General features: G+C 38.7%; 22 protein-coding genes and 2 other annotated features. All 22 genes read right to left on the reverse strand.

What is annotated here, in order from left to right; genetic code table 11:
• Positions 1–83: 83 nt before the first annotated feature.
• The 22 genes from ACFOUV_RS18010 to ACFOUV_RS18115 all read right to left on the reverse strand — a co-directional run bounded on the left by ACFOUV_RS18010 (position 84) and on the right by ACFOUV_RS18115 (position 19,634).
• The gene (locus ACFOUV_RS18010; protein ID WP_379498166.1) at positions 84–686 is read right to left on the reverse strand and encodes a class I SAM-dependent methyltransferase; all 603 of its coding nucleotides are present in this window, start codon (positions 684–686) and stop codon (positions 84–86) included.
• A 288-nt stretch (positions 687–974) separates the two neighbouring features.
• Positions 975–1,337: a 50S ribosomal protein L7/L12 gene (gene rplL / locus ACFOUV_RS18015; RefSeq protein WP_379498167.1), complete on the reverse strand. Its 363-nt coding sequence runs from the start codon at positions 1,335–1,337 to the stop codon at positions 975–977.
• Positions 1,338–1,393: 56 nt separating this feature from the next.
• Positions 1,394–1,894, reverse strand: a complete 501-nt coding sequence (gene rplJ / locus ACFOUV_RS18020) for a 50S ribosomal protein L10 (RefSeq protein ID WP_379498168.1) — start codon at positions 1,892–1,894, stop codon at positions 1,394–1,396.
• A gap of 63 nt (positions 1,895–1,957) precedes the next feature.
• Positions 1,958–2,108: a sequence feature (ribosomal protein L10 leader region), on the reverse strand.
• 45 nt (positions 2,109–2,153) lie between these two features.
• On the reverse strand, positions 2,154–2,849 hold the full coding sequence (rplA, locus tag ACFOUV_RS18025) for a 50S ribosomal protein L1 (protein WP_379498169.1): 696 nt from the start codon (positions 2,847–2,849) through the stop codon (positions 2,154–2,156).
• 246 nt (positions 2,850–3,095) lie between these two features.
• Positions 3,096–3,521: a 50S ribosomal protein L11 gene (gene rplK / locus ACFOUV_RS18030; RefSeq protein WP_067729195.1), complete on the reverse strand. Its 426-nt coding sequence runs from the start codon at positions 3,519–3,521 to the stop codon at positions 3,096–3,098.
• Between the two features lie 159 nt (positions 3,522–3,680).
• Positions 3,681–4,217: a transcription termination/antitermination protein NusG gene (nusG, locus tag ACFOUV_RS18035; RefSeq protein ID WP_067729193.1), complete on the reverse strand. Its 537-nt coding sequence runs from the start codon at positions 4,215–4,217 to the stop codon at positions 3,681–3,683.
• A 168-nt stretch (positions 4,218–4,385) separates the two neighbouring features.
• Positions 4,386–4,559: a preprotein translocase subunit SecE gene (gene secE / locus ACFOUV_RS18040; protein ID WP_379498170.1), complete on the reverse strand. Its 174-nt coding sequence runs from the start codon at positions 4,557–4,559 to the stop codon at positions 4,386–4,388.
• A gap of 73 nt (positions 4,560–4,632) precedes the next feature.
• Positions 4,633–4,782: a 50S ribosomal protein L33 gene (rpmG, locus tag ACFOUV_RS18045; protein WP_249872527.1), complete on the reverse strand. Its 150-nt coding sequence runs from the start codon at positions 4,780–4,782 to the stop codon at positions 4,633–4,635.
• A 116-nt stretch (positions 4,783–4,898) separates the two neighbouring features.
• Positions 4,899–5,534 carry an RNA polymerase sporulation sigma factor SigH gene (gene sigH / locus ACFOUV_RS18050; RefSeq protein ID WP_379498186.1) on the reverse strand — a complete coding sequence of 212 codons (636 nt, stop codon included), beginning with the start codon at positions 5,532–5,534 and terminating at the stop codon, positions 4,899–4,901.
• A gap of 151 nt (positions 5,535–5,685) precedes the next feature.
• Positions 5,686–6,195 carry an NYN domain-containing protein gene (locus tag ACFOUV_RS18055; protein WP_379498171.1) on the reverse strand — a complete coding sequence of 170 codons (510 nt, stop codon included), beginning with the start codon at positions 6,193–6,195 and terminating at the stop codon, positions 5,686–5,688.
• On the reverse strand, positions 6,195–6,941 hold the full coding sequence (rlmB, locus tag ACFOUV_RS18060; RefSeq protein WP_379498172.1) for a 23S rRNA (guanosine(2251)-2'-O)-methyltransferase RlmB: 747 nt from the start codon (positions 6,939–6,941) through the stop codon (positions 6,195–6,197). The genes ACFOUV_RS18055 and rlmB overlap by 1 nt, the downstream gene beginning before the upstream one ends.
• Position 6,942: 1 nt before the next feature.
• The gene (locus ACFOUV_RS18065; RefSeq protein WP_379498173.1) at positions 6,943–7,344 is read right to left on the reverse strand and encodes a Mini-ribonuclease 3; all 402 of its coding nucleotides are present in this window, start codon (positions 7,342–7,344) and stop codon (positions 6,943–6,945) included.
• Positions 7,345–7,346: 2 nt separating this feature from the next.
• Positions 7,347–8,747, reverse strand: a complete 1,401-nt coding sequence (gene cysS, locus ACFOUV_RS18070) for a cysteine--tRNA ligase (RefSeq protein ID WP_379498174.1) — start codon at positions 8,745–8,747, stop codon at positions 7,347–7,349.
• Positions 8,728–9,402 (reverse strand): serine O-acetyltransferase, encoded by a 675-nt coding sequence (gene cysE / locus ACFOUV_RS18075; protein WP_379498175.1) that lies wholly within the window; start codon positions 9,400–9,402, stop codon positions 8,728–8,730. The genes cysS and cysE overlap by 20 nt, the downstream gene beginning before the upstream one ends.
• Before the next feature lie 64 nt (positions 9,403–9,466).
• Positions 9,467–9,682, reverse strand: a binding site (T-box leader).
• Positions 9,683–9,777: 95 nt separating this feature from the next.
• The gene (gene gltX, locus ACFOUV_RS18080; RefSeq protein ID WP_379498176.1) at positions 9,778–11,247 is read right to left on the reverse strand and encodes a glutamate--tRNA ligase; all 1,470 of its coding nucleotides are present in this window, start codon (positions 11,245–11,247) and stop codon (positions 9,778–9,780) included.
• A gap of 106 nt (positions 11,248–11,353) precedes the next feature.
• Positions 11,354–12,445 carry a PIN/TRAM domain-containing protein gene (locus tag ACFOUV_RS18085; RefSeq protein WP_379498177.1) on the reverse strand — a complete coding sequence of 364 codons (1,092 nt, stop codon included), beginning with the start codon at positions 12,443–12,445 and terminating at the stop codon, positions 11,354–11,356.
• Between the two features lie 128 nt (positions 12,446–12,573).
• Complete coding sequence (gene radA, locus ACFOUV_RS18090) at positions 12,574–13,947, reverse strand: DNA repair protein RadA (protein ID WP_379498178.1); 1,374 nt, start codon at positions 13,945–13,947, stop codon at positions 12,574–12,576.
• 233 nt (positions 13,948–14,180) lie between these two features.
• A complete protein-coding gene (gene clpC, locus ACFOUV_RS18095; protein WP_379498179.1) occupies positions 14,181–16,610 on the reverse strand; it encodes an ATP-dependent protease ATP-binding subunit ClpC in 2,430 nt (809 codons plus the stop codon).
• A gap of 13 nt (positions 16,611–16,623) precedes the next feature.
• The gene (locus tag ACFOUV_RS18100; protein WP_379498180.1) at positions 16,624–17,688 is read right to left on the reverse strand and encodes a protein arginine kinase; all 1,065 of its coding nucleotides are present in this window, start codon (positions 17,686–17,688) and stop codon (positions 16,624–16,626) included.
• Positions 17,685–18,233 carry a UvrB/UvrC motif-containing protein gene (locus ACFOUV_RS18105; protein ID WP_379498181.1) on the reverse strand — a complete coding sequence of 183 codons (549 nt, stop codon included), beginning with the start codon at positions 18,231–18,233 and terminating at the stop codon, positions 17,685–17,687. Before ACFOUV_RS18105 ends, ACFOUV_RS18100 begins: the two co-directional genes overlap by 4 nt.
• Before the next feature lie 37 nt (positions 18,234–18,270).
• Entirely contained in the window at positions 18,271–18,738 is a 468-nt protein-coding gene (locus ACFOUV_RS18110) for a CtsR family transcriptional regulator (RefSeq protein ID WP_379498182.1), read from the reverse strand.
• A gap of 197 nt (positions 18,739–18,935) precedes the next feature.
• Positions 18,936–19,634 (reverse strand): MgtC/SapB family protein, encoded by a 699-nt coding sequence (locus tag ACFOUV_RS18115; protein WP_379498183.1) that lies wholly within the window; start codon positions 19,632–19,634, stop codon positions 18,936–18,938.
• Positions 19,635–19,865: the final 231 nt, after the last annotated feature.

The following is a 19,865-nucleotide window of genomic DNA, read 5'->3' on the forward strand; positions in this document are numbered from 1 at the left end:
ACGTTTCTATTCATGAAAAAATCTCTTGACAAGAGAATCCCCATGTTAGCATCTTCCAATCTTATCATAGTAATTTTCCACGGTCAATTATTTAAGGCTCGCAGAATATAGTAACCTTTACTTTTTGCCACAACTTCAGCATTTCCAAACAACATTTCTATTTTTTCTATTGCAGAAGGGGCTCCTTGTTTCTTTTGGATGACAACCCATAGTTCACCACCTGGCAGCAAAGCTGCAAAGGATTCCTCAAACATTTGATGAACAACTTGTTTGCCTGCTCTAATGGGCGGGTTTGTTAGTATTGCCGCAAATGATCTATCTGCTAAATTGGAAAAGCGATCGCTCTGAACGACATTTGTATTTCTCACCGAATTGGCAGAAGCGTTTTTTTCAGCGAGCGCAAGCGCACGCTCGTTTACATCCGCCATAACTACTTTACGGTCTTCAAAGCTACCCGCTAATGAAATCCCGATTGGTCCGTATCCGCATCCGAGATCCAATAGATCCCCGGAAATACCCGGTTCCCGAAACTGCTCAATTAAAAGCCTGGAACCGAAATCTACTTCATTTTTTGAAAAAACGCCCACATCACTGGTAAACGTATATTCTTTTCCTCTTAATTGATAGGTCCATGTTCTAGGTGAAGTTTTAGATTGAGGTTTATTAGAAAAGTAATGCTCAGACATATGGGCACCTACTTTGACTTAGTATTTAAAATTAGAAGATATCGGAAAGCTATCGCTCCCCATAAATATAATAAAAACTTAACTAGCGAGAGAGAAATCCGCTAATAAAGTTGTGTCGTATGCACAAAAAAACATAATGCCACACCAATCATAAGGAAATTCTATCTCAAATATGTGGTGATTATGTTATGTTAATTTCCCCGTCAGGATAAAAGAGTATGCAGCTGGGCGAAATCGTGATAAAAAGCCCGCCGAAAAACGACGAGCTCCTATTATTGAAATGCTTAATTATTTAACTTCTACTCCAGCGCCAACTTCTTCTAGTTTAGCTTTAAGTTCTTCAGCTTCTTCTTTAGTTACGCCTTCTTTAATTGCTTTTGGTGCGTTATCAACCATGTCTTTTGCGTCTTTAAGACCAAGACCAGTGATTTCACGAACAGCTTTAACAACTTTGATTTTTGATGCTCCAGCACTAGTAAGTACAACATCAAATTCAGTTTGTTCTTCTTCAGCAGCTCCAGCTCCAGCACCTGCAGCAGCTACAGGTGCAGCAGCAGTTACTCCAAATTCTTCTTCAATAGCTTTAACTAAATCGTTTAATTCTAATACGGACATTTCTTTGATTGCGCCAATCATTTCTTCGTTAGTCATGATATATTTCCTCCTAATAATTTTAATTTAATCTTATTTAAAATGCGGGGCATAAATTATGCGCCTTGTTCTTCTTTTTGTTCCGAAATAGCTTTAGTAACATACGCAAAGTTGCGAATAGGTGCTTGAAGTACGCTAAGCAACATTGAAACCATACCTTCGTAGTTCGGAAGTAAAGCAAGCTCTTGAAGTTGTTCAAGTGTTGCAACCTTACCTTCAATAACTCCACCTTTGATTTCCAAAGCTTCATGTTCTTTCATAAAGTTATTTAGAATTCTTGCAGGGGCTACCACGTCGTCATTACTGAAAGCAATAGCAGTCGGTCCTACCAAAATATCGCTCAGGTCTGATAACTCAATAGCATCAACCGCACGACGTGTCATTGTGTTTTTATAAACTTTAAATTCAATTCCTGCGTCGCGAAGCTCTTTACGCAAAGCTGTAACTTCCGCTACATCAAGCCCACGGTAATCAACTACCACAGCAGTTTGACTCGCACGGAATTTTTCAGTGATTTCATCAACCACTTGTTTTTTCTTTTCGATTATTCCAGACATTGTTCCACCTCCTATAGATATTCCCTATCATTACACCGTTCGAAATACGATAACTTAAGGACACGAAGCAAAAAAATAGCTCCCATGCAGACATGGGAGCTTTATATAACAGATGAAGATCTTATCAATCATCTCATCTGTTTATAAACACCTCGGCAGGATTTTTTAAGCGACTCGTCGCCCCTACTGTCTACGGTATAACGTATTCGTTTTATATAACAGGGCTTAGTATACCTAACCTCTGCAGAAAAGTCAATACTTATTTACGGAAACCAGTTGCGTCAACTTTAATTCCAGGTCCCATTGTAGAGGCGATCGAAACATTCTTCATGTAAACGCCTTTAGCTGCCTGTGGTTTAACCTTAACTAGTTGTTCTGTAAGTGCTACAAAGTTTTCAACCAATTTTTCATCTTCAAATGAAATTTTCCCAATAGGAACATGAATATTAGCTGACTTATCTACGCGGTATTCAACTTTACCAGCTTTAATATCATTAACAGCTTTTTCTACTTCGAAAGTAACTGTTCCAGTTTTAGGGTTCGGCATAAGTCCTTTCGGTCCAAGCACTCGACCTAACTTACCAACTTCAGCCATCATGTCAGGAGTTGCTACGATTACGTCGAAATCAAACCAACCTTGGTTGATTTTTTCGATGTATTCAGTTTCTCCTACAAAGTCTGCTCCAGCAGCTTCTGCTTCTTTTGCCTTTTCGCCTTTTGCGAATACAAGGACACGTTGTGTTTTACCAGTACCATGCGGCAAAACAAATGCTCCACGGATTTGCTGGTCTGCCTTCTTCGGATCTACTCCAAGACGAAATGCAGCTTCAACTGTTTCATCAAAATTAGCTTTAGCAGTTTGCTTTGCAAGCGCAACAGCTTCTTTTATTTCATACGTTTTTGTACGGTCAACAAGCTTTGTAGCTTCTTGATATCTCTTACCTGTTTTTGCCATTTTATTTCCTCCTCTATTGTGGTTATAACGGTAATACCTCCCACTTATAAAAGCGCCTGGCTTTTATAAAGCATGTAATGGACCATCACTGGTCCACCACATTCACGAAAAAGGTTGCGGGTGGTTACCCAACCGCAACCTGTACCATGTTTAGTTCATCGAAGTCCCGCTCAAGCAGCTGAGTGACTGACGAGACCGCTCTTACCTGTCCACGCGTCACTTAACGGCTGCTATTGCTTTTGTCCATTAGTCTTCGATTGTAATTCCCATGCTGCGTGCAGTTCCTTCAACCATGCGCATCGCTGCTTCTACATCAGCGGCGTTTAAATCAGGCATTTTAGTTTCTGCAATTTCTTTTACTTTATCGCGTTTTACTGTTGCGACTTTATTCTTGTTCGGTTCACCAGAACCTGACTCAATACCGGCTGCTTTCTTCAAAAGAACAGCTGCTGGCGGAGTTTTAGTAATAAATGTAAATGAACGGTCTTCAAATACCGTAATTTCAACAGGGATAATTAAACCCGCTTGTTCTTGTGTACGAGCATTGAATTCTTTACAGAATCCCATGATATTTACACCTGCTTGACCTAGTGCCGGTCCTACTGGCGGTGCTGGATTAGCTTTACCAGCTGGGATTTGCAATTTAACTAATTTGATTACTTTTTTAGCCACGAGACACACCTCCTTAAAGTCCGTGATGTGGTAATAGGGTCCTATAATTGTTTTGGATACCCTCCCACTCAGATTTATACACGCTCCCGAATTCGGGGCATGAATAACATTAAAATCCTACCATATATTAAATAATATTGCAAGTTGCCTAAGAATCTTTTATGAAAGTTTTTCTACTTGTGAGAAATCCAATTCAACAGGTGTTTCTCTTCCGAACATATTTACATGGACTTTGACTTTCTGTTTGTCGATGTCAATATGTTCTATTGTTCCTGTGAAATCTGTAAACGGACCGTCTGCAACTCGAACATTTTCTTTCATTTCAAAATCAACCTGAACCGTTGGCGCCGCTTCACCCATACGTTTTAATACTACATCAATTTCTCCAGGCATTAACGGTGTTGGTTTTGCTCCATGGCCACTAGAACCGACAAATCCGGTAACGCCAGGTGTATTTCTGACTACATACCAGGAATCATCCGTCATAATCATTTCCGTTAATACATAGCCTGGAAATGACTTCTTTTTTGTTACTTTCTTTTTTCCTTCTTTTATTTCCGTCTCTTCATCTTCTGGGACAATTACCCGAAAGATCTTATCTTCCATCCCCATTGTTTCTACTCTTTTTTCTAAATTCATTTTCACTTTGTTTTCGTATCCGGAATACGTATGAACAACATACCAATTCTTCTCCATTAATTGTCAGGACAATGCCTTGTCCTTCCCTCCCTTGCAGAGTTCATTATTTATTAACACGTTTGCGAACGTTTCCTTAAAAATTCTTTCCCATATTAAAAAACCCGTTTTTCTCCGGGTTTTAAAAAATAAATATCATTTTTTCAGTATAGCTATATTATAGCTCAATTATTCAAAAAATGCATTTAAAATCTGTGTTATCCCAAGATCTATAACAAAAAAGAACAGTGCTACAAAAATAACAGTCGAAATAACAATGATTGTATAATTTCTCAGTTCTTTACCTTTTGGCCAGCTGACTTTTTTCATCTCTTTGGAGACATCCTTCAGAAATTTAAACATGCTCGTACCCCCCGAAGCTACCTAACTCTCATTTTCATCATACACTTTTAGAAGTTCTTGATTTTCTTACATTTTATTTTGTTTCGCGATGCAATGTATGCTTCCCACATGTTTTGCAATATTTGTTTACTTCTAATCTTGTAGATTTTGTAGATACATTTTTATTAGTAGAATAATTTCTGCTTGAACATATCGCACACGATAAAGTTATTTTATTACTCATTCTTTCACCCCATACGTAGGGTATTTTTCACTCTTATAAATGTAGCATGCTTGACATATTGTGTCAATGTCTCGGCAGATTCTGCAATTAATTAAAACGAGAGGTCAATTTGTTCGTCAATACGTCACACCGTTTGCCTCCATCAATTGCTCCAGCTTCCGTTTCACCCGTTGCAGAGCGTTATCAATGGATTTAACATGTCTCTTTAAACTAACAGAAATTTCCTGATAGGTTCTACCATCCAAATATAAGTGAAGGACTTGTTTCTCTAAATCACTCAATAATTCAGATAGTTTAAACTCCATATTCCCGTAGTCTTCTTGATTGACTAACATTTCCTGTGGGTCAATTTCCTTCGATCCTCCGATGATATCCAATAAAGTGCGATCGGATTCTTCATCATAGATTGGTTTGTCCAGTGAGACATAGGAATTAAGCGGAATGTGTTTTTGTCTCGTTGCCGTTTTGATAGCTGTAATAATTTGACGCGTTACGCAAAGCTCAGCGAATGCCTTAAATGAAGAAAGCTTGTCTACATCATAATCACGAATGGCTTTATAAAGACCTATCATCCCTTCTTGAATGATATCCTCTTTATCAGCTCCAACTAAAAAGTATGTTCGTGCTTTTGCTCTGACAAAATTTATGTATCTATGTATCAATACATCCAAAGCATGACTGTTTGCTTGACGGACCAATTGCAGCAAATCATTATCGCCCAGCTTGTCTAAACTTATGTCGCTTATTTCCATTTGCTCAACATTCACCAAAATCGACCCCCCCCGACTACCCAATATCGCTTTAGAGAGTATTATACAGCAAGGATTTCTATACAGTCAACACACTATATAAGCGGTTACAAGACGAAAAATGTCGAAATAGCATAAAAGTCAGACTTCTATGCTATTTCTCTCCTCTTCTCATTTTCTCAAATCTCTCCCGAATTTCCTGATTCAATTCAATCTTTGATAGAGGCTGATCCCTCTTGTGAACCTCAATGCTGGCTTCGATCTCACGCTCCATATCCGACATTTCAATTAGCAATTCACGAGCAGATTTCCGTAGTGCCCCTTGCCCAAATATTGTGCGTTGTTCTGCATAATCCGAAGTTGCAACATAAACTTGAGTTTTGATATTTTTTATTTTTTTTACAAGCTTTTCTATACATTCATCTGCTGTTTCCTTTTCCTTCGTATAGATAACATCGACTTTATATTGCTTTAACTTGCTGGCAATACCTTTCACATAGTAGGCATCAAAAACAATAATGACTCGGTGACCGGAGTAAGCCTGGTATTCCGCCATAAGCTCAATTAAACGATCACGGGCCTGTCCAATTTCTTTTTCCTTTAGTCGTTGTAGCTCGTCCCAGGCTCCAATAATGTTGTAACCATCGACAACGAGTATAACCATTACACATCACCCATTGGATACCTTTTACGATATACTTCATACAACAACAGACTGCAAGCTACAGAAGCATTTAAGGAAGAAACCTCACCTTTCATCGGGAGGCTTACTGTCCAGTCGCATTTCTTACGGACTAATCTGCTTATGCCTTTTCCTTCATTCCCTATAACTAAAGCGATTGGTAGATGACCATCAAGTTTACGGAAATCCTCTGTTGCTTGCGCTTCCGTTCCAACCACCCATACATTCCGTTCTTTTAATTCATCAATTGTATTTGCGATATTTGTAACCCTCGCAACAGGTATATGTTCCATAGCACCAGCAGCCGTTTTAGCAACTGTGGCAGTCAGTCCAACGGAACGCCTTTTAGGAATAATTACTCCATGTGCGCCAGTAGCATCTGCCGTTCTCAAAATAGACCCAAGGTTATGCGGATCCTCCAATTCATCTAAGATAATAAAAAAAGGATCTTCTTTTCTTTCCTCTGCAAGCTGAAATAAATCCTCAATGGATGCATATTGATACGATGCCACATAGGCAATAACACCTTGATGATTACCTGAATCCATTTGATCCAATTTATTTTTTGGTACCTTCTGCACAATTGTTCCCGCTTCTCTGGCCAATTGATTTAATTTTTTTTGCATATTCGAGTTCAATTGTTCTGAAACAAAAACTTTATTTACCGAACGTCCGGATTGCAATGCCTCTATGACCGGATTCTTTCCAATAATCATTTCCTGTTCCATCTTATTCACTCCTTTCTTCAACAAATTGAATAGCTCTATCCATTAGTTCTAACAACCGCTCTTCGTTTTTCATTAGATAATGATAACCGATTAATGCTTCAAATGCCGTACTGTAACGATATGTCTGAACACTGATATTTTTTGGCGTAGTTCCGGATTTAGCATTTCTCCCACGGGATGCAATTCTTGCTTCTTCCTCACTAAGAAAACCTACCTCATTCATCCATTGAAGAATAACAGCAGCCTGCGATTTCCCTGAAACAAAGGTGACCGCCTCCCGGTGCAGCTGATTAGGCTTGACCTTTCCCTTTAGAAGTAAATATTCCCGGACATGAACCTCATAAACAGCATCTCCCATATACGCCAAGGCTAAGCTTTTTACTTGCTTTACATCCATTTCCATTATTAGCCTCTTTTCCAACGAATCCCTTGTGGTGTATCTTCTAAAATGATGTCTTTCTCCTTTAGCAAATCTCTGATTTCGTCAGCTCGGGGGAAATTTCGATTTTTTCTTGCTTCATTTCTCTCTTCAATGAGTGCATCAATTGTTTCATCCAATAACTCATCCGTTTCTGTTATATCTATTCCTAGCACCTGTAGCAGTGATTTCATTGTTTCTTGAAAATAGGCAATAACAGTTGCACATGTTTGCTTTGACTGTAAATAGACATTTGCTTCCTTTGACAAGTCAAATAGTACGGAAATAGCATTCGCCGTGTTAAAGTCATCATCCATTTCAGACTCAAATCGAGCTTTCATTTCATCAATTTTTGCTACCCACGAATCAGTATCATTTACAAGGTTCATACTTGATTGTTTACGGTGTTCCAAGTTGTGATACGCCGTCTTAATTCGATCATAACTATTTTTTGCACTTTCCAGTAATTCTTCCGTAAAATTAATTGGATTTCGATAATGCACACTAAGCATAAAAAACCTTAACACTTGTGGGTCGTGATGAGCTATTAATTCTCTTGTTAAAACGAAATTACCAAGAGATTTAGACATTTTTTCATTATCAATATTAATATACCCATTATGCATCCAATAGTTTGCAAACGTGTTACCTGTCATAGCTTCCGATTGGGCTATTTCATTTTCATGATGCGGAAATGTAAGATCTTGCCCTCCAGCATGAATATCAATTGTATCTCCAAGATATTTTTTTACCATCGCCGAGCATTCAATATGCCAACCTGGGCGACCATTTCCCCATGGTGAATCCCATGAAATCTCTTCATCTTTCGCTTTTTTCCAAAGAGCAAAATCGAGGGGGTCATCTTTCTTTTCACCAATTTGAATTCTTGCACCAGACCTTAATTCATCAATGGATTGATGAGATAGTTTACCGTATCCTTCAAAAGCACGTGGTTTGAAATAAACATCGCCATCCGCTGCATAGGCATACTCTTTCTGAATAAGTACATCGATAAATGAAATAATATCATCCATCGTATCCATCACACGTGGGTTATGGGTAGCTTTTTTCACACCTAACGCGCCGACATCTTCCAAATATGCTTCGATAAATTTATCAGCAATCTCCGGCACCTCTTCTCCGAGTTGCTTTGCTGTTTTAATAATTTTGTCATCCACGTCGGTAAAGTTGAGAACGTAGTCTACGTTGAAACCTTTGTATTCAAAATATCTTCTCACCGTATCAAACACGATTGCCGGTCGTGCATTCCCTATATGAATATAGTTATATACCGTTGGACCGCATACATACATACTTACTTTGCCTTCTACAAGAGGTTTAAAATCTTCTTTTGTTCGTGTCAGCGTATTATAGACTTTTATTGACATGCTCTTTTGTGCTCCCTTCTTTCAATAACGCAATTTCAGTTTTCAGTGAATTGATTTGCTCCTGTAAATACTCACATCGATCATATACAGGGTCCGGTATTTTGTGATGGTCAAGGTCTCTTCTCACTCTTTCACCATTCTGAATAACCACTCTTCCAGGAACCCCTACGACCGTTGAATTGTCTGGTACATCCTTCAATACGACAGAACCGCCACCCACTTTAGAGTTTTCACCAATCGTGATTGCTCCAAGAACTTTGGCGCCTGTGGAAATAAGTGCATTATCTTTCACAGTAGGATGCCGCTTCCCTTTCTCTTTTCCGGTACCGCCAAGTGTAACCCCTTGGAAAATGGTAACATTGTCACCAATCTCACACGTTTCTCCAACAACCACTCCCATGCCATGATCAATAAATAGACGACGGCCGATTTTGGCACCTGGATGAATTTCAATTCCGGTAAAGAATCGGCTGATTTGCGAGATGGAGCGTGCAATAAAATACAATTTTCGATTATAAAACCAATGTGCAAACCGGTGGGCCCAAACCGCATGCAAGCCAGCATAGGTTAACATCACTTCAAAATAGGTCCTTGCAGCTGGGTCCTGTTCAAATACTACATCCATATCATCTTTCATCGTTTTAAATATCCCCATTTGTTTGCCCCTTTACCATATTTATAAAGAAAAAAATAAAAAAAACGGCCCTGTGCAATATATACACAGAGACGCTTCAAACGCGGTTCCACTCTGTTTGAAGATTTGAAATCTCCCAACTTGTGCTCTCATAACGGGAGAGTTCCGCTGTTATGTACTTTAATTTCCATACCAGACTCCAAGGGGCACTTCAGAACAGGTGCTTAAAATCACTCCCAGCCACTGGTGATTCTCTCTGGATAAGCATTCTGCCCTTACTTTCCCTTTTCTACGTTCATTGCATATTTTTATATTATCTTATAATTAGTCATTTTACCGAACTTTTTGAACATCCTTTTTTAATACTATATTATACTACCGTCTAAATGTGAACTACTAAGCTCCCAATTGTTTAAGTACTTTATCAAGTCTTGCAAGAATAACTTCTTTCCCTAAAAGTTCGATTGCAAAAGGAAGTTCTGGTCCATGCATTTGACCTGTAGTTGCAATGCGAATTGGCATAAATAATTTCTTTCCTCGATGCCCTGTTTCTTTTTGGGTCGCTTTAATTTGTGCCTTGATGGAATCCTTTGTAAAGTCATCCAAATGTATCAACTTATCTGTAAACACCTGAAGTACTTCCGGTACCTGTTCCTGGTTTAGTATTTCCATGGCTTCATCGTCATAAGAAATATCGGCATTGAAGAAAAGATCTGTCAACTCAACGATTTCTGCTCCGTAGCGCAATTGCTCACGATAAAGCGTAATTACATTTTCCGCCCATTCTCTCTTATCGTTGTCCATATCATGCGGTAATTTACCCGCTTCAATTAGATGCGGCATTGCAAGCTTAATTACCGTGTCCAATTCAGCTGCTTTAATGTACTCGTTATTCATCCATTTCAGTTTTTGCTGATCAAAGATAGCAGCAGATGTGGATAGTCGTTCCGGATCAAAAATTTCAATCAGTGTTTGTTGGGAGAAAATTTCTTCCTCACCTACAGGAGACCATCCCAATAGACTAATGAAGTTAAACATTGCTTCCGGCAAATAACCAAGATTACGATATTGCTCTATAAATTGTAAAATATGTTCGTCACGCTTGCTCAATTTCTTTCGTTCTTCATTTAGTATCAGTGTCATGTGACCATAACGCGGTGCTTCCCAGCCAAATGCCTCAAAGACCATCATTTGTTTAGGGGTATTGGAAATATGTTCTTCCCCACGGAGTACGTGTGAAATCTTCATCAAATGATCATCAATTGCTACTGCAAAATTATAGGTCGGCATTCCATTTTTCTTCACAATGACCCAATCACCGAAATCTCCAGATTCAAACGTTATATCGCCACGAACAAGATCACCAAATTTATAGGTTGTATTTTCTGGAACGCGGAATCGAATACTCGGCTGACGGCCTTCTGCTTCAAAGGCAGCAATTTGTTCTGCTGATAGATTGCAATGTGCACCTGAGTATTTAGGAACTTGTCCCTTTGCACGTTGTTCTTCACGTTCTACCTCAAGTTCTTCTTCAGTCATATAACATTTATAAGCCAGATTTTTCTCAAGCAGTTCATTTACATACGACGTATAGAGATCCAAACGTTCTGTTTGGCGATATGGGCCATAATCTCCACCAATATCTGCCCCTTCATCCCATTCCAGTCCTAACCATTTCAGGAACTTAAGCTGGCTTTCTTCTCCACCTTCAACATTACGTTTTTCATCCGTATCTTCCGTACGAATAATAAATTTTCCATTAAAATGTTTTGCATATAGATAATTAAATAATGCTGTACGCGCATTCCCAATGTGTAAGTGACCTGTTGGACTTGGTGCATAACGCACACGAACTTCGTTACTCATGGTGTTGCCCCTCTCAAATAATTTATTTATATAACCGTTTATATGAAAAAGTGATAACATATAATATGTTATCACTTTATTACATCCTCTATAAGTTATACCCTTTTTACAACGCTTTTTCAAGTAATTTCGGTTTTGCAAATATCATCCGACCCGCAGATGTTTGCAACACACTCGTAATGATTACTTCAATGGTTCTACCAATATAATCGCGTCCTTCTTCGACTACGATCATCGTGCCGTCATCCAAATATGCAACACCTTGATTATGCTCTTTACCATCTTTTATTACCTGTACGACTAACTCTTCCCCAGGCAATACGACTGGTTTAACCGCATTCGCAAGATCATTAATATTTAATACATTAACACCTTGTAGATCACACACTTTGTTTAAATTGAAATCATTTGTTACAACAATACCATTGATGACTTTAGCAAGTTTAATTAACTTACTGTCCACCTCAGGTATTTCCTCAAAGTCACCTTCGTAAATTTCTACTTTTACAGGTAGTTCTTTTTGAATCCGATTTAATACATCCAACCCACGGCGCCCTCTATTTCTTTTTAGCGTGTCGGAGGAATCTGCGATATGCTGTAATTCTCCTAGTACAAATTGCGGGATAATAATTGTTCCTTCAAGAAAATTCGTTTGACAAATATCTGCAATTCTACCATCGATAATCACACTCGTATCCAGAATTTTTCCCTTAGGCATCAGTAATTCAGCATCTTCGCCCTCCAATGGACGACGTCGTTCTTTCTTGTTTGTTTTCAGTAAATTAACAAACTCTTCTCTCCGTCTGAAACCAACCTGGAACCCCAAATAACCAAGTACAATCATAATAAATAATGGCAGCACCTGTGAAACTACTTGGATGTTTATATCCTGCAGAGGCATGTTGATAAAATAAGCAATTACCAAACCTACAATTAGACCGACACTACCGAAGAACAAATCCATTGCCGGGAGTTTAATAAGTGCATCTTCAATCCACCTTAATAAATCCAAGATATAATCTGCCAGCCAGTATGAAAGTATAAAAAATATAATTGCACCGATAATCATGCCTAAATATGGAGAACTCACCCATTCAGAATCTGTGAAGTTCAATATCCTGATTAATTCCGGTACATATAAATACCCGACGCTACCACCCAGGATAATAAAAAACAAATGCACAACTTTATTGAGCACTATCGTCACCTCCTAACAATTATTATTACCTATATTTTTAAAATGTAACCTTAAAATCAAATTAAAAGCCTGTCATATCAAGTAAATCTTAATATAGCTAAAAAAAGGCGCATTTTTGTAAGAATATACTATCTAATAATTCCTATATCTAGTGCTTCCTGAACTGTGCTAACACCGACAATCTCAATACCTTTAGGAAATGTCCAGCCATCTAAATTGTTTTTCGGGCATATAACACGTTTAAATCCTAGTTTAGCCGCTTCCTGCACACGCTGTTCAATACGGGATACTCTTCTGATTTCTCCAGTTAAGCCAACTTCACCTATAAAAATATCATTCGGATTTGTAGGGTGATCACGAAAACTGGAAGCTATGCTGACTGCAAGCGCTAAGTCGATTGCAGGTTCATCGAGTTTAACACCACCCGCTACTTTAATATAGGCATCCTGATTTTGTAGCATCAAACCCACCCGCTTCTCAAGGACAGCCATAAGTAACGGTACACGGTTATGGTCAATACCGGTTGCGGTTCTTCGTGGGTTACCAAAACTGGTTGGTGAAATTAAAGCTTGTATTTCAACAAGTACAGGCCTTGTCCCTTCCATCGAAGCTACCACTGTAGATCCAGCTGTCCCCTCAGATCGTTCTTCCAGAAATATTTCGGAGGGATTCAACACTTCACGAAGCCCCTCTTCTTTCATTTCGAAAATTCCCATCTCATTGGTACTTCCGAATCTATTTTTTACCCCACGCAATATTCGGTAAGTATGGTGCCTTTCCCCCTCGAAGTACAGTACAGCATCCACCATATGTTCCAACAATCTTGGACCAGCAATGGCACCTTCTTTTGTTACATGACCAACAATAAATATTGGAATGCCATTTGTCTTAGCAATCTTCATTAATTCAACTGTACACTCACGAACCTGCGAGACACTTCCTGGAGCACTGGTTACTTCTTCCTTAAAAATCGTCTGAATGGAATCAATCACCACAAATGAGGGTCGTAATTCTTCTATTTGCTTACCAATATCAAACAAATTTGTTTCAGAGAGAACATATAGTAAGTCTGATTTTATCCCCAAACGATCCGCTCGAAGTTTTGTTTGACGTGTTGATTCCTCTCCAGATACATAAAGTACTGGCAATTGCTTATCTGCCAATTGTGAAGATATTTGCAACAGTAATGTGGACTTCCCAATACCTGGATCTCCACCAATCAATACTAAAGAACCTAAAACGATTCCTCCACCTAGGACACGGTTAAATTCCATCATGGAAGTTGTTACTCTCGGTTCCTTCTCAGATTCAATTGCCGTGATACTTTCCGGCTTGCTAACTGACTGGGTTCCACTCGAAAACGAGGTTCTCCCTCTGACATCCGATGCCTCAATCTCTTCAACCATTGAATTCCAATTATTGCAACTGGGACATTTACCCATCCATTTTGCCGATTCATATCCACATTCCTGGCAAGTATACTTCGTTTTTCGTTTAGCCAAATCACTATCCCCTTTTTCTATTGTAAAACATTTTTGAATCTGGTAGGTTACAGATTCCTATCATTTCATAAAAATTCTTACCATAATTATGCCACAACTGAGTAGTTGATAGCTTCTTAACGTTTAAATGGAAGGAAAAGCTAGAAGATATTACTCTTCTAGCTTTTATGTTCATCAGTTATATAGTGCCACATTTACTGCTAGTATGACTTATTTTTAAATAAAGTAACACGCTATGCGAGAACAGTAAAATCACCTTTGTTGTTTAACCCTATTTTAACACTTTCCCCTTTTGTAATGCTTTCTTTCAACAGTTCTTCAGACAACAGATCTTCAATATTTTTTTGAATTGCTCTGCGTAATGGTCTCGCACCATATTCAGGGTCAAATCCATCATTGGCAATTTTTTCAACTGCCTTTTCTGTTAGAGATAAATGTATATCCTGACCTTTTAGACGACGTTGCAGTTGGTCCAACATAAGCGTTACGATATCCTTCATATGCTTTTTCTCCAAGGAATGGAATACGATCGTTTCATCGATACGGTTCAAGAACTCAGGGCGGAAAGCCTTTTTTAATTCTTCCATTACTTTGGATTTCATATCACTATATTCCTGTTTTTCATCACCCATATTAAACCCAACATACTTGTTTCGCTTTAACTCACTTGCGCCAACGTTAGAAGTCATAATGATTACTGTGTTACGAAAATCAACGAGTCGACCTTTTGAATCGGTTAAACGTCCATCTTCAAGAACTTGCAGTAAAATATTAAATACTTCCGGGTGAGCCTTTTCTATTTCATCCAGCAATACAACGGAATATGGTTTACGACGGACTTTTTCTGTAAGCTGTCCGCCTTCTTCGTATCCAACATATCCTGGAGGAGAACCGACCAAACGAGATGTCGCATGTCTTTCCATGTATTCAGACATATCAATTCGTATCATTGCATCCTCATCGGCGAACATTACTTCTGCTAGTGCACGTGCAAGCTCCGTTTTCCCAACTCCTGTTGGTCCGAGGAAGATAAATGAACCAATCGGACGTTTCGGATCCTTTAATCCAGCACGTGCTCTGCGAATCGCCTTGGATACAGCGTCAACAGCCTCTGATTGACCAATTACACGATTATGCAAAATCTCTTCCATATTCAATAGACGTTGGCTCTCATCTTTAGTCAATTTAGATACAGGAACACCCGTCCATATAGAAACAACACTTGCAATGTCTTCAACGGTTACTTCAGAGTCGGTCTGACCCTGTTTTTCTTTCCATTCATCTTTGGTCTTTTCCAGTTCCTCACGATAACGTTGTTCCGAGTCACGTAAAGAAGCAGCTTTTTCAAATTCCTGACTTTGAACAGCAGCATCTTTTTCTTTACGGACTTCTTCAAGCTTCTGCTCCAACTCTTTTAGATTAGGTGGAATCGTGTACGAACGAAGACGCACCTTTGAACCTGCCTCATCAATTAGATCAATTGCTTTATCCGGCAAAAAGCGATCGGTAATATATCGATCAGAAAGTGTTGCAGCCGCTTCAATAGCTTCATCTGTAATCGTCACACGGTGATGTGCCTCGTAACGGTCACGGAGGCCTCTTAAAATCTGAATGGTTTCATCCATTGTTGGTTCATCTACTTGAATCGGCTGGAATCTACGTTCAAGTGCTGCGTCTTTTTCAATATATTTACGATATTCATCCAATGTGGTTGCCCCGATACATTGCAATTCACCACGGGCAAGTGATGGTTTCAAAATATTAGAAGCATCTATGGCACCTTCTGCCCCACCAGCTCCGATTAGAGTATGAAGTTCATCGATGAATAAAATAATATTACCTGCTTGACGGATTTCTTCCATTACTTTTTTCAGGCGATCTTCGAATTCACCGCGGTATTTTGTTCCAGCAACTACCGTACCCATATCTAATGTCATTACGCGCTTTTCTCTTAACGTTTCCGGTACTTCATTATCAATGATTTGCTGTGCTAGTCCTTCAGCAACAGCCGTTTTACCAACACCTGGTTCACCAATCAGTACTGGATTATTTTTCGTCCGGCGGCTCAATACTTGAATGACACGTTCAATCTCTTTCGCACGTCCAATGACAGGGTCAATTTTACCTTCCTTGGCGCTGACAGTTAAGTCTCTGGCTAAGGAATCGAGTGTAGGTGTACTTGCATTCGATTGCTGCCCTGCACGTCCTTGACGACCTGCCTGTGATTCATTGCTGCCGAGCAGCTGTAAAACCTGCTGTCTTGCTTTATTTAGACTTACTCCAAGATTGTTTAATACTCGTGCAGCAACACCTTCGCCTTCACGAATTAAACCAAGTAAAATATGCTCTGTTCCCACGTAGGAATGACCAAGTTTCCTCGCCTCATCTTGAGACAATTCAACCACTTTCTTAGCACGTGGAGTATAATGAATCGACTGCATTGGCTGTTTGCCAACCCCGATTAATTTTTCAACTTCTTCCTGAATCTTTGTTACTTCTAAACCAAGGGACTGCAAAGCCTTAGCGGCAATTCCTTCCCCTTCGCGAACAAGGCCTAATAAAATATGTTCTGTACCAATATTATTATGACCAAGTCGTACCGCTTCCTCCTGTGATAACGCCAATACTTTTTGTGCTCTTTCTGTAAATCGTCCAAACATCATCTGGATTTCCCTCCTATTTTTCCAATTTTAATCTTTCACGAATGAGCGATGCACGCAGTACGTCACGTTCACCCGCTTTTAAAGTTCTATTTGCATATTGTTGAAGAAAACCCGGTTGTGTAAGAACCATTAACTCATTTAGGATATTTCCTGATGTATTCTTTATAATACCTAAATCTATACCTAATCGCACGTCTGAAATACATCTGGATGCTTCCTTTGAATCTATTATCCGACTGTATTGCAGCACACCGTAGGAACGAAAAATACGATCCTGAAGCTTCATTTCCGATCGTTCTACGATATGCGTACGTGCCGTTCTTTCATGTTCAATCAATTGATTCACTACACTTCCCAGATCCTCAATAATGTCATACTCAGACTTTCCAAGTGTAATTTGATTTGATATTTGGAATATGTTGCCAAGAGCTTCACTACCCTCACCATATATCCCCCTGACTACAAGCCCGAGTTGACTAATTGCAGGAATCATTCGATTAATTTGATTCGACATGGCCAACGCTGGAAGATGCATCATCACAGAGGCCCGCATACCTGTACCCACATTCGTTGGGCAACTAGTTAAGTAGCCTTTCGTCTCATCAAATGCATAATTCACCTTTTCCTCGAGCCAGTCATCAAAGTTAAAAGCATGCTCCAGTGCTTTTTTTAACTGCAAGCCAGGGAAGTATACCTGGATACGAATATGATCTTCTTCATTAATCATTACAGAAACCTGTTCATTCTGCGATATCAATGCGGCTCCTTGCTGTGTAAATTTAACAAGATGCGGACTAATTAGATGCTTTTCGACCAGTACACTTTTTTCAACTGGGGTCAACTCTGGGATAGAAACAAACTCAAGATTTTCGTAAGACTGAAATGATTGATGTGCATACTCCTCCTCAAAAAAACTACGGATTTCCTCCAGTTTCTCCTGATCAGCAAGAATGGGATAGGATACATTGGCAAAGTTTCTGGCTAATCGAATCCTGCTGCTCATCACGATATCTTTATCAGGTCCATCATCAAGCATCCATGGACTGATCGCTTCATTAATAAAGTGCTCTAAGGTCATAAGTCCTCACCTGCTTCCGGCTCTCGATGTCCTATCTCCAATGCCTTGATCTTGTCCCTAACTTTTGCTGCTTCTTCAAAAGCCTCTGTTTCAATGAGATGATGCAATTCCTCTTTATAGCTTTGCAGCTGCCTTTTTACATGTAAATCACTGCCAGCACGTTTTGGTATTTTACCAAAATGCTTTGTATTACCTGCGTGTACTCTACGGAAAATCGGTTCTAGTCTGGAAGTAAACGATTCATAGCATTGCGCACAGCCAAATTTTCCAATCTTCTTAAACTCAGAAAATGTCATCCCGCAAGAGGAACACTGCAGATCCTTCATTTGATTTATCTGGTTGCCACTAGGATTTGCCATTTTCAAATTATCAAAATTAAATAACCCTGTAAGCAAATCATGAAGAGAATAACCATCTTCGGGATAGGATACATACCCTTTCTTCTTGGCACATTCTTCACACAATTGCACGATTGTTTCTTCCCCATTAATAATCTTTTTAAATTGTAGTGTAGCAGGCCTTTCATGGCATTCATGACATTCCAAAGTTATTCCCCCTTACCCGAAAATAATAGTACCTTATTTATTCATTTAAATACTTAAGTGTAGAGAGCATTGCGGCCAGTACACGAGCGCGAACCTCATCCCGTAATGGCAAATTAAAAGCCAATGTAGTTCGATCAATGGCACTTAGCATAATTTTAGCTTCTCGCTTTGAAATAAGTTTTTCTTCTAATAAGCGTTCAAGTACATCAATCGAAGAACGTTGTGAAATAGCTGTCCCAATCATTTGTATAATTTCATCAATTAAATCAGATTTATCTTCATGCTTTACACGCATGATACGGATATACCCACCGCCACCGCGCTTGCTCTCTACTATATACCCTTTTTCCATTGTAAAACGCGTGTTAATGACGTAATTTATTTGTGAAGGGACACACTGAAATTGATCTGCAATTTCGCTACGTTTTATTTCAATCGTGTTTTGGCCTTTCGTCTGAAGCACATTCTTCAAATATTGTTCAATAATATCCGAAATGTTGCTCATTTTGTGTTGCACCTCTTATCTGTATGATTTATCTCAGTTTATAATGTTATTTTGACTTTGACTATCTTTGACTTTACCATTATTATACGCCAAAATGAAGGAGATGCAAACATCTTACTTTATATATATTAGCCAAAATTTAAGGAAACGAAACAAAAGCCTTACACATATTATATGTGTAAGGCTTTTGAAACAGTTTAACTATTTAACTTAGAAATGTTTTTGACATAATCAATTTTAGATATTTCTTCGAATAATCCTACAAGATCCTGTTTTTCTTTTACGTCTGTTTTTATATAAATTTTCCTTAAATTACTTTCCATCCGAAAGATTTCAACATTTTTAATCGACAAATTATACTTCTCAATAAGCTCAACTACATAATGAATTTGAAAATATTCTTCTACTACGATTTCTATAAAATTACTAGTTTTCGATTTTGGAAAGAAACTTTCAATATGATTGAGGAAGACCAAACTAATTAATATAATCAGTGTTGTCACTATCGCAACACTGTACATACCAGCTCCAACTACCAGTCCTATACCTGCAACAGCCCAGATAGAAGCAGCCGTAGTTAATCCCCGAACCGTTCCTCCATACACTATAATCGTTCCTGCCCCAAGAAAGCCTATCCCACTAATTACATAAGATGGTATACGTGCTGGGTCAAATTGAACATTGTCATATGTTTCCATAAATGAAATAAAACCGAATAAGGATAAAATCATCATTAAACATGAACCCACACCAACTAAAATATGTGTACGAAAACCCGCTGAATGATTATTTATTTCCCTTTCAAATCCAATTAAGCCTGATAATAACAGGGCAACAAATAGACGAAGGACAATTAAAAGAAAATCATCCCCAAATATTTGATCTATATAATTCAATTTTTTGTCCTCCTCAAAATAAAATTTATTTATTCAATATACTTTAAATTTTAAAATAGAATAGCATATTTTTCTTCATCTGCATAATCATTCTTTTATTACTATGACTATTTTTGTATAAACGAAAAAAGAGTTAAGATACAAAAATGTACCTTAGCTCTTTTATTTTGCCTGGCGGCGTCCTACTCTTGCAGGGGCAAGGCCCCAACTACCATCGGCGCTGAAGAGCTT

Origin of the sequence: Oceanobacillus longus (assembly GCF_042650085.1) — a bacterium.
In the GTDB taxonomy this organism is placed as follows: Bacteria; Bacillota; Bacilli; order Bacillales; family Amphibacillaceae; genus Oceanobacillus; species Oceanobacillus longus.

What these genes read in the sequence shown, in the direction of transcription:
- clpC (WP_379498179.1), bottom strand. Translation starts at nt 16,610, where the DNA reads ATGATGTTTGGACGATTTACAGAAAGAGCACAAAAAGTATTGGCGTTA.
- gltX (WP_379498176.1), bottom strand. Translation starts at nt 11,247, where the DNA reads ATGAGTAACGAAGTTCGTGTGCGTTATGCACCAAGTCCAACAGGTCAC.
- sigH (WP_379498186.1), bottom strand. Translation starts at nt 5,534, where the DNA reads ATGGAAATAAGCGACATAAGTTTAGACAAGCTGGGCGATAATGATTTG.
- ACFOUV_RS18065 (WP_379498173.1), bottom strand. Translation starts at nt 7,344, where the DNA reads ATGGAAATGGATGTAAAGCAAGTAAAAAGCTTAGCCTTGGCGTATATG.
- rpmG (WP_249872527.1), bottom strand. Translation starts at nt 4,782, where the DNA reads ATGAGTAATAAAATAACTTTATCGTGTGCGATATGTTCAAGCAGAAAT.
- ACFOUV_RS18110 (WP_379498182.1), bottom strand. Translation starts at nt 18,738, where the DNA reads ATGAGCAACATTTCGGATATTATTGAACAATATTTGAAGAATGTGCTT.
- rplA (WP_379498169.1), bottom strand. Translation starts at nt 2,849, where the DNA reads ATGGCAAAAACAGGTAAGAGATATCAAGAAGCTACAAAGCTTGTTGAC.
- rlmB (WP_379498172.1), bottom strand. Translation starts at nt 6,941, where the DNA reads ATGGAACAGGAAATGATTATTGGAAAGAATCCGGTCATAGAGGCATTG.
- secE (WP_379498170.1), bottom strand. Translation starts at nt 4,559, where the DNA reads ATGTTTAAATTTCTGAAGGATGTCTCCAAAGAGATGAAAAAAGTCAGC.
- nusG (WP_067729193.1), bottom strand. Translation starts at nt 4,217, where the DNA reads ATGGAGAAGAATTGGTATGTTGTTCATACGTATTCCGGATACGAAAAC.
- rplL (WP_379498167.1), bottom strand. Translation starts at nt 1,337, where the DNA reads ATGACTAACGAAGAAATGATTGGCGCAATCAAAGAAATGTCCGTATTA.
- cysS (WP_379498174.1), bottom strand. Translation starts at nt 8,747, where the DNA reads ATGTCAATAAAAGTCTATAATACGCTGACACGAACAAAAGAAGATTTT.
- cysE (WP_379498175.1), bottom strand. Translation starts at nt 9,402, where the DNA reads ATGGGGATATTTAAAACGATGAAAGATGATATGGATGTAGTATTTGAA.
- rplJ (WP_379498168.1), bottom strand. Translation starts at nt 1,894, where the DNA reads ATGTCTGGAATAATCGAAAAGAAAAAACAAGTGGTTGATGAAATCACT.
- ACFOUV_RS18100 (WP_379498180.1), bottom strand. Translation starts at nt 17,688, where the DNA reads ATGACCTTAGAGCACTTTATTAATGAAGCGATCAGTCCATGGATGCTT.
- ACFOUV_RS18055 (WP_379498171.1), bottom strand. Translation starts at nt 6,195, where the DNA reads ATGGTTATACTCGTTGTCGATGGTTACAACATTATTGGAGCCTGGGAC.
- ACFOUV_RS18010 (WP_379498166.1), bottom strand. Translation starts at nt 686, where the DNA reads ATGTCTGAGCATTACTTTTCTAATAAACCTCAATCTAAAACTTCACCT.